A 13,987-nucleotide genomic window follows, 5' to 3' on the forward strand; every position below is an offset into this window, starting at 1 on the left:
GCCCTCACCTCCGGCCTCGCCCGCCCGGCGCCCCGCGCGCCCGGGCGGGCGCTGTCGTGAGGGCGCTGCCCGGGTGACCGGCGGCTCCGGGTGGCCCGGGGCGGGGGTGGGGGAATCCTGGCCGGCGTGAGGTGTTGACATCCATGTGACCCCACGCGTGACGAGCACCCCGTTCTCCGTCCTCGACCGCTCCCGCACCCGGCAGGGCCGGGCGGAGGGCGAGGCGCTGCGCGACACCGTCGCCTTCGCCCGCCTCGCCGAAGAACTCGGCTACCACCGGTTCTGGGTCTCCGAGCACCACAGCGTGCCCGGGGTCGCGGGCTCGGCGCCGACCGTGCTGGCCGCCGCCGTGGCCGCGGCGACCGACCGCATCCGCGTCGGCACCGGTGGCGTGATGCTGCCCAACCACCAGCCGCTGGTCGTCGCGGAGCAGTTCGGGGTGCTGGCGGCGCTCCACCCGGACCGGATCGACATGGGCCTCGGCCGCTCCGTCGGCTTCACCGACGGCATCCGGCGCGCGCTCGGCCGGGACAAGGAGGCGGCCGGCGACTTCGGCGCCCAGTTGGCGGAGCTGCTCGGGTACTTCACCGGGCGGCAGCAGGTGCACCCGCAGGTGCACGCGCGGCCGGCGGAGGGCCTGCACGTACCCGCGTTCGTGCTGGCCACCGGCGCGGGCGCGACGGTGGCCGCCGAGGCGGGGCTGCCGCTGGTGATCGCCGCCGTGGTGGGCGAGGACCGGATGCTGGAGGCCATCGAGCGCTACCGGGCCGCCTTCCGTCCCTCCGCGCAGGCCGAGCGCCCGTACGTGGTGGTGGCCGGGACCGTCGCGGTCGCCGAGACCACCGAGCGGGCCCGCCGGCTGTTGGTGCCCGAGGCGTGGTCGAGCGCCTACTCGCGCACCCACGGGGTGTTCCCGCCGCTTGAGCCGGCCGAGGAGATCGAGGCGCGGACCATGTCGCCGCGCGAGCGCGAGCGGTACGAGGAGTCGATGCGCGGCCACATCCACGGCACCGAGCAGGAGGTGACCGCTGCCCTCGACGCCCTCATCGAGCGCAGCGGCGCCGACGAGATACTGGTGACCACGAGCACGTACGACCGCGCGGGGATGCTCGACTCCTACCGTCGGCTGGCCCGCGTCGCCCACCTGTCCGACGCGCGGGGGACGCGGGGGAGCGCGGCGGGCCCGCCACGCGGCTCGGCCGAGTTGGCCGGCACGCGCTGAGCGCACCGCGACGGGGGTGGACCGCGCCCGAGCCGACAAGCGGAGGCGGTTGCCGCCTGCCGGAAGCGGCCTGACCGAGCTGGCCCGACCGGGTTGGCCCGACCGAGCCGGCCCGACTCCGGCCTGAGGGAGCCCACCCGAGCTGTTTCGGCTGAGCCCGCCCGGGGCGTCCCGGGATGAGGCCGCCTGGGTGTGCCCCGGTGAACCCCGCCTGACTGGATTGGGCCTTCCGGGGGGCTGGCCCGGAGCGGCCGGCGGGTGTGCCGGCGGTCGGGTGGGGGCCGGGCGGCCGGCGCGTTGGGCGGCGGTACGCGGCGGGGGCGGGGCCCGGGCGGTGGGGCTCAGGCCGCCGTGACGACCTCTTCGCGTATCGCCTGCCACCACACCGCGCGCAGCCGGTCCAGCTCCCGCAGCTCCGCGGGGGACCAGGATCGCTTGCCTGCCACATACGCCCGGATGGCTTCGTTGGCGAGGGCGGCGGGCGAACGGGGGCCGGTGGATGGAGGGTTGGTGGGAACCATGCACACCACCATAGGGCCGGGGACTGACAACGGACTCACGGCGGGTGTCGCGCAGGCGTCGGCCACATGAGCTGACCGCCGCGCGCGCCCCGTACGCACCGCCCGCCCCGTAGACACCGCACGCACCACGCCACGCCCGCGCTCGCGTCCACACCCCGCCCGCGCCACGGTCACGCTCGCGCGCCGCCCGCCACCGGTGTCGGCGCGGCCGGGCCGGGCCGGTCCCACATCGGGTGCCGCGACCGCCGCCCGCGCCCGGAAACAGGGGCGGGGGCGGCGGCGCGGGCCGTCAGGGTGGGCCGTCAGAGCGCGGCGCCGCCGGGCTTGGCCATGCCGCGGACGGTGCGCGCGTCCACGTACTCGCCCAGTGCCGTCATCTCCCACTCGCCGCTGAACTGGCGAATCATCTTCGCCATCAGCACGCCCGTGCGCGGTTCGGCGTTGGTGAGATCGAAGCGGACCAGCTCCTCGCCGGTGCCGGCGTCGATCAGCCGGCAGTACGCCTTGGCGACGTCGGTGAACTTCTGGCCGGAGAAGGAGTTGACCGTGAACATCAGCCCGGTCACCTCCGGCGGCAGGCCGCCCAGGTGCACCGTGATGACCTCGTCGTCGCCGCCGCCCTCGCCGGTCAGGTTGTCGCCCGAGTGCTGGATCACGCCGTTCAGGATGGAGAGCTTGCCGAAGAAGCAGGCGTCGATCTTCTTGCGGTTGGCGCCGTACGCGATGACGGACGCGTCCAGGTCGATGTCCTTGCTGCGGAACGCGGGCTCCCAGCCGAGGCCCATCTTCACCGAGGTCAGCAGCGGGCGACCGCCCTTGACCAGCGACACCGTCTGGTTCTTCTGCAGGCTGACCCGGCCCTTGTCCAGGTTGATCTTCCCGCCGCCGGCCGGCGGCGGCGGGGGCGCGGCGGGGGCCGTGTGCGGCGCGGGCGGTGTCTGCGGCTGGGGGGCGGCGGCCGGCGGCGCGGGCGGCGCGGCCGGGAAGCCGGTGGCGGCCGGGGCGGCGGGCGGAGCCGGGGCCGCGGGGGCGGCGGGCTGCGGGGCGGGGGCCGCCGGCTCCTCCACGCTGACGCCGAAGTCGGTGGCGATGCCCGCGAGGCCGTTCGCGTACCCCTGGCCGACCGCGCGGACCTTCCAGGCGCCCGCCCGCCGGTAGACCTCGACGACGACCAGCGCCGTCTCCGCGCCGAGCTGCGGCGGCTTGAAGGTCGCGATGACCGAGCCGTCGTCGGCGCCGCGCACCGTGGCCGTCGGCTCCGTGCCGGCGAAGGTCGCGCCCGGGGCGTCCAGGCTGGCCGTCACCACGATCTTCTCGATGTCGGCGGGGACGGCCGCGGTGTCCACGGTGATCGAGTCGCCGGTGCCGCCCGCCGCCGCGCGGTGGCTCACGCCGGGCCCGGTGGGCTGGTTGTAGAAGACGAAGTCGTCGTCGGAGCGCACCTTGCCGTTGGCGGTGAGCAGCAGGCCCGACACGTCGAGCCGCGCCGGAGCGGTGACGTCCACCGTCACGCGCGGGACGGAGAGAGGAAGATTCGAGCCGGGTGTCATAGCGGTCATGTCCCGGGTAACGACCGGGCCCGCTTTACGGTTCCTTGACCAGCGCACCCGGTCAGGACCGGGAACGCGGGCGTCGGGCGGTGGCCGCCCACGGCCGGGCCGGCCTCTCCCGCCGGGTGCGGCGGCTGTCTCGATCTCGCCCTCGTCGGCCGGGCGGGGAAATAGCCGCGCCCGGCGGCGCGCTGGCCTCGGTGTGCGTGTCGGCCCGCGAACCGTCGGGCCCGGGGCGCACCGCCAACAGCGCCCCGCACCCCGTGGCGCGCCCCTGGCACCGGCGCCGCCGCGCGCCGGTGCCGCGAACGCGAGGAGGACGCGGATGCCCCTGTCCCTGTCGGAGCGTCAGGACTTTCTCGCCGAGCCGCACGTGGCGGCCCTGGCCGTCGCCGAGGCCGGCCGCGCGCCGTTGACCGTGCCCGTGTGGTACGCGTACGAGCCGGGCGGCGACGTGCTGGTGATGACCGAGCGCGACTCGCGCAAGGCGCGGCTGATAGCGGCGGCGGGCCGGTTCTCGCTCCTGGTGCAGCGGACGGAGCCGACGTACCGGTATGTCGCGGTGGAGGGGCCGGTGGTGGCCGTGGAGTCCGCGACGGAGGCGGAGCTGCGCGCGCTCTCCGCCCGCTACCTGCCCGCCGAGCGGGTCGACGACTACGTGGCGGGGATGGTGGCCGGCACGACGGATCTGGTCAACCTCCGACTGCGCGTCGAGCGGTGGCTGTCGGCCGATCCGGGGACGTGACCGGGTCGGCGCCGGTGTCCGCGGGCCGACCGGCCTCGGCGGTGGTGTCGGTGGTGGGCGCCGGGCGGGGCCGGTTGCCGAGCGTGGCAGCCGCCACGCCGGCCACGCAGACCGCCATGCCCACCAAGCCCAGCGCCGCCGGCCGCGTGCCCCACATCGCGTACGCCCACAGGGCCGTCGTCGGCGGGGTGAGGTAGATGAGCGCGCTGGTGCGGGTGATGCCGTCGCGGCGCAGGCTCAGCCAGTAGAAGCCGTAGCCGCCCAGCGTGGAAAGCAGGACGACCCAGCCGACGGCCACCCAGAAGGCGCCCGTGGCGGGCGCGTCGGCGTGGCCGGCGCCGCCGGCCACGGCGGAGAACAGCAGCGCGCTGGTCACGCAGTGCAGGGGCAGGGCGTCGGTGGGCGAGAGCGGCGCGCGGGCCCGGCGTTCGAGGAAGCTCGCGGCGAGCAGGGCCGCCATGCCGGCGAAGGGCAGCGCGTACGCCCACGCCGGAGCCGTCGCGCCGGACAGGTCGCCGCGCACCACCAGCGCGACGCCGACCAGCCCGACACCGAGCCCCCACCACTGCCGCGCGGTGACCCGCTCGCCGAGGAGCCGGCCGGCCAGCGCGCCCACGGCCAGCGGTTGCAGGGCCGCGATGAGCGCACAGGTGCCCGAGGGCACGCCGAGCCCGACGGCCCACACGATGGGTCCGACGTAGCAACCCTGCGAGAGCACGCCGATCAACGACTGCTCGGCCACCGCGCGGGCGGGCAGCCGCCTGCGGCGCAGCGCCAGCCAGGCCGCGCCGAGCAGCGCGGCGGCGACGGTGAACCGCCACATCAGCAGGGTGTCCACGGGGGCGTGCCGGGTGCCGAGCTCGGCCCCGACGAAGCCGGAGCTCCACATCACCACCAGGCCGCTGGCCAGGGCCGCCGAACCGATCGCGCTGGATGCGGGCATGGGAGTTCCCCTCGTCGGTCGCGGGCGCACGCCGGCGACGCACCCGGCGTGCGGAGGTAAACCGATCGGTTTACCTGACTCTCCCACTACACTAAACAGATCGGTTTACCGTCAAGCGGTCAACGCGTCGCGGGTACGACGAGCGGGAGGCGAGCGCGATGGGCTCTGGGGCCACGGGAGCGGCGGCGCGGCGCGCCGCGCTGACGCCCGGGGCGCGGCGGGTCCTCGACGCGGCGGCCGAGCTGTTCTACGAGCGCGGCATCAACGCGGTCGGCGTCGACCTCATCGCCCAGCGGGCCCAGGTCACCAAGAAGACGCTCTACGACCGGTTCGGCTCGAAGGAGGCGCTGGTCGCCGCGTACCTCCGGGAGCGCGACGAGCGCTGGCGCCGCTGGCTGCCGGCCCGCCTCGACGAGGCGGCGCGGGCGGGCGGGCCGGACCCGGAGGCCGTCGCCATCGCCCGGGTGCTGGCGACCTTCGACGCGCTGGAGGTGTGGACGTGCCGCGAGAACCCGCGCGGCTGCGGCTTCGTCAACGCCGCGGCCGAGCTGCCCGACCTCACGCACCCGGGGCGCGTGGTGATCGCCGAGCAGAAGCGGTGGTTCCGCGACTACCTGCGCGAACTGTGCCGCGCCACCTCCGCGAGCGACCCGGACGACCTGGCCGACGAACTCGCGCTGCTGCACGAGGGGGCCATGGTGCTCGGCGGCCTCGACGCCGTGGCGGAGCCGGTGCCGCTGGCGCGCCGGCTGGCCGTACGGGCCCTGACCCAGCGCGGCCTGCCGGCGGCGTGACCCGGGGCGGGCGCGCCGGGTACGGCCCGGCGAACCCACGGCCCGACAACCCCTCGGCGTACGCGGCCGACTCGGCCTTGGCCCCGCCCGCGACGGCCGCCGACCGGCGCCCTTGACCCCCCGGAAACGACGGCCCTAGAGTCCCCGGAGATTCGCCGTCGCGGTGGGCGAAAACGGAGCGGGAGCGGCCCCGGCGGGGCGCGCGCACGAGGGAGGGAGCCCGCCGTGCCGGTACCAGTGTGGAGCGTCGACCCGCGCACCGGGCAGCGGCGGGAGCAGGCGGCCACCGAGGCCGACGCCGCCGCCGTCGACCGGGCGGTGGACGCCGCCCACGCGGCCAGCGCGGCCCTCGCCGACCGGGCGACCCGCGCCACCTTCCTGCGCGCCGCCGCGGCGCTCTTCGAGGAGGAGGCCGAGGCCGTGGTGGCCGTCGCCGACGCGGAGACCGCGCTCGGCCCCGGCCGGCTCAACGGCGAACTCGCCCGTACCGCCTACCAGTTGCGCTCCTTCGCGGACGTGGTGGACGAGGGCGAGTACCTCGACGTGACCATCGACCACGCCGCCCCCGAACTCACCCCGCCCCGCCCCGACCTGCGCCGCTACAAGCTGCCGCTGGGCGTCGTCGCCGTCTACAGCGCCAGCAACTTCCCGCTGGCCTTCTCCGTGCCGGGCGGCGACACCGCGAGCGCCCTGGCGGCCGGCTGCCCCGTCGTCGTCAAGGCCCACCCCGACCACCCCGCCACCTCCGAGCTGTGCGCCGCCCTGCTGCGCCGCGCGGCCGAGCGCGGCGGCCTGCCCGCGGCGGTGCTCGGCCTCGTGCACGGCTTCGACGCCGGCGTCGCCCTCATCAACCACCCGCTGGTGCGGGCCGCCGGGTTCACCGGCTCCGTGCGCGGCGGCCGGGCGCTGTACGACGCCGCCGCCGCGCGCCCGCACCCGATCCCGTTCTACGGCGAACTCGGCAGCCTCAACCCGGTGGTGATCACCGAGGCGGCGGCGCGGGAGCGGGCGGAGACGATCGGCAAGGGGCTCGCGGGCTCGATGACGCTCGGCGTCGGCCAGTTCTGCGTCAAGCCCGGCCTGGTGCTCGCCCCGGCGACCGAGGCCGGCGACCGGGTCCTCGCCAGCCTGACCGAGACGGTCGGCGCCACCCCGCCCGGCGTGCTGCTCGACGCCCGGATGCGGGACGCGTTCGTGGCGGGCGTGCGGGAACGCGCCGCGCTCCCCGAGGTGCGCGCCGACCTGCCGGGTGAGGGCGCCGGGGAGCCGGGGCAACGGTCGCCGGACGGCTCGGTCCGCGCCGGGGTGCTCACCGTGCCCGCCGCCCACCTGGCCGCCGAAGGCCCGTACGACCTGCTGCTTGAGGAGTGCTTCGGCCCGGTCACCGTCGTCGCCCGCTACGCGCGGGAGGAGGAGATCGGCGCGGTGCTGCGGCGGCTGCCGGGGAACCTCACCGCCACCGCGCAGCTCAGCGCCGCCGAGTGCGGGGCCGACGAGACGGACGGTGCCCGGGCGGCGGAAGAGCCGGATGAGGCGCGGCGGCGGGCGGCTCGGCTGCTCGAACAGCTCACCCCGCTCGCCGGGCGGCTGCTGGTCAACGGCTGGCCCACCGGCGTCGCCGTCGCGCCGGCCCAGCACCACGGCGGCCCGTACCCGGCCACCACCTCCACCACCACGTCCGTGGGCACCCGGGCCATCGACCGCTGGTTGCGCCCGGTCGTCTACCAGGACACCCCGCCCGCCCTGCTCCCGCCCGAACTGCGCCCGCACAACCCGCTGGGCCTGCCCCGGCGCGTGGACGGACGCTTCGAGCCGCGCGCCTGACCGCGACGCCCGCCCGCGCGCCCGAGACGACTCCCGAGACGGCGCGCGGGAGCGCGGCACGGGCCGGGCAGCGGCGCGTACGGCGTGGTGGGGAGTGGCGATGCGGCATGGACGCGCCAGGCGCACGCCCCGCATAGTGAGGTCATGGAGAGCCTGGCAACGGATCGCACGGTCCGCGAGCAGTTCGCGGCGGAGACCACCTACCTCAACACCGCCTCCCTCGGCGTCCTGCCCCGGGACGCCGCCGACGCCGTACGCACCGCCATCGCCGAGTACAGCGTGGGGCGGCCGTACGTCCGCGAGGGCTTCGAGGCGGTGCAGGAGGCCCGCGAGTTGTTCGCCCGGCTGGTCGGGGTCGACGCCTCGCGGGTGGCGGCCGGCGCCTCGGTCGCGGTGTACGCCGGACTGCTGGCCACCGCGCTGCCCGCGGGCGCGGAAGTGCTCGTCGCGGACGACGACTTCAGCTCGCTGGTCAACCCGTTCGCCGTGCGCGGCGACCTCAAGCTGCGCAGCGTCCCGCTGCCGGAACTGGCGGACGCCGTGCGGCCCGGCACCGCGCTGGTCGCCGTGAGCGCCGTGCAGTCGGCGGACGGCCGGATCGCCGACCTCGCCGCGATCCGGGACGCGGCCCGCGCGCACGGCGCGCGGACCTTCGTCGACGCCAGCCAGGCCGTGGGCTGGCTCCCGCTGCGCGCCGACGACTTCGACTACCTGGCGACGGTGGGCTACAAGTGGCTGCTGGCCCCGCGCGGCGCGGCCTTCCTGGTCACCCCCGACGACCGGTCCGACGTCACGCCGGTCTTCGCGGGCTGGGTCGCCGGCGAGGTGCCGTACGACTCCTGCTACGGGCCGGTCACCCAGCTCGCGCGGTCCGCGCGGCGCTTCGACGAGAGCCCCAGCCTGCTCGCGTACAGCGCGGCCCGGCACACGCTCGCGCTGATCGAGCGGCTCGGCCCGCAGCGCATCGGCGCGCACAACGCCGCGCTCGCCGACCGCTTCCGCGCCGGGCTCGCGCGGCTCGGGCACGAGCCGGTGGCGGCCCCCGGTTCGGCGATCGTCGCGGTGCCGGGGCTCGGGCACGCGGCGGAGCGGCTGGCCGCGGCGGACGTGCTGGTCTCCAGCCGGAACGGCTTCCTGCGGGCGGCGTTCCACCTGTACAACACCGACGCCGACGTGGACCGGGCGCTGGACGTGCTCGGCGGCTGAGGCGCCACGGCCGAAGGCCGCACACCGCGGCCGCACGACACGACCGCACCACGCACCACACACCACGCGCCGCGGGGCGGCGGTGGCCCAAGGCCACCGCCGCCCCGCGGCGCTGCCGCCGGTTGCCTAGCGCACCGGCGTGAACGGTGGACGCGCGCCGATGAACTCGGGGCGCGGCACCGGGGCGGCGAACGGATCGGTCGCCGGGTTGTCCATGCTGTTGAAGACGATGAACACGTTGCTGCGCGGGTACGGGGTGATGTTGTCCCCGCTGCCGTGCATGCAGTTGCAGTCGAACCAGGTCGCCGCGCCGGCCTTGCCGGTGAACAGGCGGATGCCGTGCGCGTCGGCGAGCTTCGTCAGCGCCTCGTCGGACGGCGTGCCGGCGTCCTGCATCTGGAGCGACTTCTTGTAGTTGTCCTTCGGCGTCGCCCCGGCGCAGCCGAGGAACGTCTTGTGCGACCCGGGCATGATCATCAGGCCGCCGTTGGTGTCGTAGTTCTCGGTCAGGGCGATCGAGACGGACACCGTCCGCATGTTGGGCAGGCCGTCCTCGGCGTGCCAGGTCTCGAAGTCCGAGTGCCAGTAGAAGCCGGACGCGCCGAAGCCGGGCTTGACGTTGATCCGGCTCTGGTGGACGTAGACCTCGGAGCCGAGGATCTGCCGCGCCCGGCCGACCACGCGCGGGTCGCTGACCAGCTTGGCGAACACCTCGCTGATCTTGTGCACCTCGAACACCGACCGCACGTCCTGGGACTTGGGCTCGATGATGGAACGCTCGTCGGCCCTGATCGCGGGGTCCGAGACGAGCCGGTCGAGCTCGGCGCGGTAGGTGGCCACCTCGTCCGGCGTGATCAACTGATCCACCGTCAGGAAGCCGTCGCGCTCGTAGCCCATCAGGTCCGCGTGGTCGATGGGGCCCTGCGCCCATTCGCCGTCCGGCATCGCCCACACCACCGGGTCCTGCCGCGGGGTGGACACCTCGGTGGTCCCACGGGTCGGGTACAGGTCGGCGGTGCGCTCGGGTGCGGTGGTCATGGTGTTGCCTTCCTCTCCTCTCGTACGGTCCGTACGTGGCGGGCCGCAGCGGCCGGCAGCAAGCCGGCGGGCGGCCGGTCGCCGCCCGTGGCTCAGGCGTCCGCGGGCTCCGTGAGCAGCGGGTACACGCCGTTCTCGTCGTGGTCCTCGCGGCCGGTGACCGGCGGGTTGAACACGCACACGCAGCGGAAGTCGGTCTTCGGCCGCATCGTGTGCTTCTCATGGCCGTCCAGCAGGTACATCGTGCCGGGCGTGATCCAGTGCTTCTCGCCGGTCTCGTCGTTGGTGAGCTCGGCCTCACCCTCCACGCACAGCACGGCCTCGATGTGGTTGGCGTACCACATCGACGTCTCGGTGCCGGCGTAGAGGATGGTCTCGTGCAGGGAGAAGCCGACGCGCTCCTTGGCGAGCACGATGCGCTTGCTTTCCCAGGTGCCCGACGCGGCCTTCACGTGCCGGTCGGTGCCCTCGATGTCCTTGAACGAACGGACGATCACGGTGAGTTGATGCCTTTCTCTCGCGTGCCCGGGGGCACGGATGGCCTCCGCGCGGCGGCCTGCCGCGGGGGTGAAGGGGTCAGGCGGTCTCGCGGACGGCGCGCGCCAGCGTGCGCAGGCCCTCGTCGAGCTCCTCCGGGGTGATGGTCAGCGCCGGTAGCAGCTTGACGACCTCGCTCTCCGGGCCCGAGGTCTCGATCAGCAGGCCCAGCTCGAAGGCGCGGCGGGCGATGGCCGAGGCACGCGACTTCTCGGTGAACTCCAGGCCCCAGACCAGGCCGCGGCCCCGGTACTCGGCGCCGAGCCGGGTGTGCTCGTCGCAGATGGCGCGCAGCGCCTCCTCGACCTGCTCGCCGCGGGCCAGGGTCTGCTTCTCCATCTGGCCGTCGGCCCAGTAGGTGTCGAGGGTGGCGGCGGCGGTGACGAAGGCGGGGTTGTTGCCGCGGAAGGTGCCGTTGTGCTCGCCGGGCTCCCAGACGTCGAGTTCGGGCTTGAAGAGGGTCAGGGCCATGGGCAGGCCGTAACCACTGATCGACTTCGAGACGGTGACGATGTCGGGGACGATGCCGGCCTCCTCGAAGGAGAAGAAGGCGCCGGTGCGTCCGCAGCCCATCTGGATGTCGTCGACGATGAGCAGCATGTCGCGGCGCTTGCACAGGTCGGCCAGTTCGCGCAGCCACTGCGCGCGGGCGACGTTGATGCCGCCCTCGCCCTGCACCGTCTCCACGATCACGGCGGCGGGCTGGTTCAGGCCGGAGCCCTGGTCCTCGAGGAGGCGCTCGAACCACAGGAAGTCGGGCACCCGGCCGTCCAGGTAGTTGTCGAACGGCATCGGCGTGCCGTGCACCAGCGGGATGCCGGCGCCGGCGCGCTTGAACGCGTTGCCGGTGACGGCCAGCGAGCCGAGCGACATGCCGTGGAAGGCGTTGGTGAAGGAGACGATCGACTCGCGGCCCTTGACCTTGCGGGCCAGCTTCAGCGCGGACTCCACCGCGTTGGTGCCGGTCGGGCCCGGGAACATCACCTTGTACGGCAGGTCGCGCGGGCGCAGGATCGTCCGCTGGAAGGACTCCAGGAAGGCGCGCTTGGCCGTGGTGGACATGTCCAGGCCGTGCGTGACGCCGTCGCGCTCGATGTAGTCGATCAGGGCGCGTTTGAGGACCGGGTTGTTGTGGCCGTAGTTGAGTGATCCGGCCCCGGCGAAGAAGTCGAGGTAGGTGTGGCCGTCCTCGTCGTACATGCGGCTGCCCTGGGCGCGGTCGAAGACGGTGGGCCAGCTTCGGCAGTAGCTGCGCACCTCCGACTCCAGGGTCTCGAAGACGCTCAGGTCGGGTTGGGTGATGGTCACAGCGTGCTCCTGGAAGTTCAGTGGCGAGGGGTGACGAGTGGGGGAAGTGGTTCGGGGTGGGCCCGGGCCCGGGTCAGGGGCGCTCGGCGGGTGGGGCCAGCGGCCCGATGCGGTACAACACCTCGGGTTCGTGAGTCCCCTCGGGGAACATCTGCCCGTCGAACAACACCTCACGCTCCACCGTGGCTCCATGCCGCTCGGCGAACGACGTGAACAGCCGGTTCGAGGCGGCGTTGTCCGGCGTGATGGTGGTCTCCACGCGGCGGACGCCGCTCTCGGCGGTGACCCGCGCGGTCAGTCCATCAAGCAGTGCTCCCGCGAGCCCTCGGCCTCGGCAGGCGTCGTCGACGGCGACCTGCCAGACGACGAGAGTCTGCGGGCGCTCAGGGCGGATGTATCCGGTGACGAAGCCAACCGGCTCGCCACCATCGGAGCGGGCCACCACGGAGGTGGAGGCGAAGTCCCGGCACCACAGGAGGTAGCTGTACGAGGAGTTGAGGTCCAGCGCCTTGGAGTCGCGGGCGATGCGCCAGATCGCGGCTCCGTCTTCGACGCCTGGGGTGTCGAGCTCCAGGCCCTCCGGAATTTCCAGGAATTCGCTGTGGGCACGTGCAAGGTCTGCTTGTGCGGCGGTCATGCAAATTGAATTTACCCAGCTGAATCGAAAATTGCATCGCGAGATGGGGTTACGTGGGAGGGGGGATCTGTGGTATCACGCGGGGACGCGCGGGCGCGCAACCGGTCGGCGGAAGGTCCCGGTTTGACCCGTATTTACGGGGCGAAACGGGCGCGCTATGCGTTACGTCACAGATGCGTAACGGCCTTGAGGTGCCGCGGAATTGCCTACTCACCGCTAGCGAAACCTTGGCGTTTAGGGTCCGGGAAAGCGGGCAGGAGAATATGGGTTGCTGAGCTGAATAAGTATCTTCGCGGTGCTGGGAATTCATTAGCATAAGCGCAGAGTGGATGCTTCGGTTGAGTGTTCATCGGTCTTTTGGGAGCCCCCGTCGCGGCTGGGACGGAGCCTGTCCGGGCCGGTTCGCGGGGCTCGTAGAGTTCCGTCCATGAGTGAGAGCGCGGTGCTGCACATCAAGGGGCGGGTACTGGCCGGGCCGGTCGCCGACGACGATGTCCATGACGAACTCTGGGTCGTCGACGGAAAGATCACCTTCGACCGTCCGACCGGGGCCCGGGACGTACGGGTCGTGGAGGGCTGGGCGCTGCCCGGCCTGGTCGACGCCCACTGCCACGTGGGTCTCGACGCGCACGGCCCGGTGGACGCGTCGACCAGCGAGCAACAGGCGGTGACGGAGCGGGACGCGGGGGTCCTGCTGCTGCGGGACGCGGGCTCGCCGTCGGACACCCGGTGGATCGACCATCGAGACGACCTCCCCCGCATCGTGCGCGCGGGCCGCCACATCGCCCGTACCCGCCGGTACATCCGGAACTACGCACACGAGATCGAACCCGCCGATCTGGTCGCCTACGTGGCCGAGGAGGCGCGCCGCGGCGACGGCTGGGTGAAGCTCGTCGGCGACTGGATCGACCGGGAGAGCGGCGACCTGTCGGCGTGCTGGCCTCCCGGCGAGGTGGCGGCGGCGATAGCCGAGGCGCACCGGCTGGGCGCCCGGGTGACCGCGCACTGCTTCGCCGAGGAGTCGCTGGCCCCGCTGGTGGAGGCGGGCATCGACTGCGTCGAGCACGCCACCGGGCTCACCGAGGACACCATCCCGCTCTTCGCCGAGCGCGGCGTGGCCATCGTGCCCACCCTGATCAACATCGCCACCTTCCCCAAGCTGGCCGAGGGCGGCGAGGCCAAGTTCCCGCGCTGGGCGGCCCACATGCGCCGGCTCCACGCGCGCCGCTACGACACCGTACGGGCCGCCTACGACGCGGGCGTGCCCATCTACGCCGGCACCGACGCGGGCGGCTCGCTGGCCCACGGACTGATCGGCCAGGAGGTGGCCGAGCTGGTGAAGGCGGGCATTCCCGCCGTCGACGCGCTGTCCGCCGCCACCTGGGGCGCGCGCGACTGGCTCGGGCGCCCCGGCATGACCGAGGGCGCCGCCGCCGACCTGGTGGTCTACGACGCCGACCCGCGCGAGGACGTGCGCGTGCTGTCCGCGCCGCGCCGCGTGGTGCTGCGCGGGCGCGTCGTCGGCTGAGTCGCGCTGCGCCGAACGGGTGAGCCGGGCGGATGGGCCGGACGGGGGATCCATCCGCCGTCCGGGTCACCCGTGGGCGGGTGCGGGGCGGCATCGCGGGTGAGCCGCGTGGGGCGGAGGGGGAGGACGGAAGA

The 13,987-nt window shown here is 74.2% G+C and carries 13 protein-coding genes; 6 read left to right on the plus strand and 7 right to left on the minus strand.

The features are described from left to right. Positions 1–157 precede the first annotated feature (157 nt). Complete coding sequence (locus tag H7H31_RS27925) at positions 158–1,222, plus strand: MsnO8 family LLM class oxidoreductase (protein WP_232110121.1); 1,065 nt, start codon at positions 158–160, stop codon at positions 1,220–1,222. A gap of 341 nt (positions 1,223–1,563) precedes the next feature. Here the strand turns inward: H7H31_RS27925 and H7H31_RS27930 are convergent, their stop codons facing one another. Together H7H31_RS27930 and H7H31_RS27935 are read right to left on the minus strand one after the other, a co-directional pair. Next, positions 1,564–1,743: a hypothetical protein gene (locus tag H7H31_RS27930; protein WP_187059553.1), complete on the minus strand. Its 180-nt coding sequence runs from the start codon at positions 1,741–1,743 to the stop codon at positions 1,564–1,566. A gap of 302 nt (positions 1,744–2,045) precedes the next feature. Next, positions 2,046–3,293 carry a TerD family protein gene (locus H7H31_RS27935; RefSeq protein WP_187118295.1) on the minus strand — a complete coding sequence of 416 codons (1,248 nt, stop codon included), beginning with the start codon at positions 3,291–3,293 and terminating at the stop codon, positions 2,046–2,048. 325 nt (positions 3,294–3,618) lie between these two features. Here H7H31_RS27935 and H7H31_RS27940 point away from each other — a divergent pair, with 325 nt between their 5' ends. After that, entirely contained in the window at positions 3,619–4,038 is a 420-nt protein-coding gene (locus tag H7H31_RS27940) for a pyridoxamine 5'-phosphate oxidase family protein (RefSeq protein WP_187059985.1), read from the plus strand. Here H7H31_RS27940 and H7H31_RS27945 read toward each other — a convergent pair. Next, on the minus strand, positions 3,986–4,981 hold the full coding sequence (locus H7H31_RS27945; protein ID WP_187059986.1) for a DMT family transporter: 996 nt from the start codon (positions 4,979–4,981) through the stop codon (positions 3,986–3,988). The genes H7H31_RS27940 and H7H31_RS27945 overlap by 53 nt on opposite strands. A 158-nt stretch (positions 4,982–5,139) precedes the next feature. Here H7H31_RS27945 and H7H31_RS27950 point away from each other — a divergent pair, with 158 nt between their 5' ends. The 3 genes from H7H31_RS27950 (at position 5,140) to H7H31_RS27960 (ending at position 8,805) form a co-directional block, all read left to right on the plus strand. Further along, positions 5,140–5,775 carry a TetR/AcrR family transcriptional regulator gene (locus H7H31_RS27950; RefSeq protein ID WP_187059987.1) on the plus strand — a complete coding sequence of 212 codons (636 nt, stop codon included), beginning with the start codon at positions 5,140–5,142 and terminating at the stop codon, positions 5,773–5,775. Between the two features lie 225 nt (positions 5,776–6,000). Further along, positions 6,001–7,599 (plus strand): aldehyde dehydrogenase (NADP(+)), encoded by a 1,599-nt coding sequence (locus H7H31_RS27955; RefSeq protein ID WP_187118114.1) that lies wholly within the window; start codon positions 6,001–6,003, stop codon positions 7,597–7,599. A gap of 144 nt (positions 7,600–7,743) precedes the next feature. After that, entirely contained in the window at positions 7,744–8,805 is a 1,062-nt protein-coding gene (locus H7H31_RS27960) for an aminotransferase class V-fold PLP-dependent enzyme (RefSeq protein ID WP_187061503.1), read from the plus strand. Between the two features lie 126 nt (positions 8,806–8,931). On the opposite strand, the gene thpD is transcribed toward H7H31_RS27960, so the two are convergent. The 4 genes from thpD to ectA all read right to left on the minus strand — a co-directional run bounded on the left by thpD (position 8,932) and on the right by ectA (position 12,325). Next, positions 8,932–9,843, minus strand: coding sequence for an ectoine hydroxylase (thpD, locus tag H7H31_RS27965; protein WP_187061504.1), 912 nt, complete (start codon positions 9,841–9,843; stop codon positions 8,932–8,934). Positions 9,844–9,935: 92 nt separating this feature from the next. Further along, entirely contained in the window at positions 9,936–10,340 is a 405-nt protein-coding gene (locus H7H31_RS27970) for an ectoine synthase (protein WP_176161001.1), read from the minus strand. 79 nt (positions 10,341–10,419) lie between these two features. After that, the gene (gene ectB / locus H7H31_RS27975) at positions 10,420–11,688 is read right to left on the minus strand and encodes a diaminobutyrate--2-oxoglutarate transaminase (RefSeq protein WP_187061505.1); all 1,269 of its coding nucleotides are present in this window, start codon (positions 11,686–11,688) and stop codon (positions 10,420–10,422) included. A gap of 73 nt (positions 11,689–11,761) precedes the next feature. Continuing rightward, positions 11,762–12,325 carry a diaminobutyrate acetyltransferase gene (gene ectA, locus H7H31_RS27980; RefSeq protein ID WP_176160999.1) on the minus strand — a complete coding sequence of 188 codons (564 nt, stop codon included), beginning with the start codon at positions 12,323–12,325 and terminating at the stop codon, positions 11,762–11,764. Between the two features lie 427 nt (positions 12,326–12,752). Here ectA and H7H31_RS27985 point away from each other — a divergent pair, with 427 nt between their 5' ends. Next, on the plus strand, positions 12,753–13,853 hold the full coding sequence (locus H7H31_RS27985) for an amidohydrolase family protein (RefSeq protein WP_187061506.1): 1,101 nt from the start codon (positions 12,753–12,755) through the stop codon (positions 13,851–13,853). The last annotated feature ends 134 nt before the right edge of the window (positions 13,854–13,987 follow it).

The sequence above is a fragment of the Streptomyces buecherae genome, assembly GCF_014295035.1.
GTDB classification, from domain to species: Bacteria; Actinomycetota; Actinomycetes; order Streptomycetales; family Streptomycetaceae; genus Streptomyces; species Streptomyces youssoufiensis.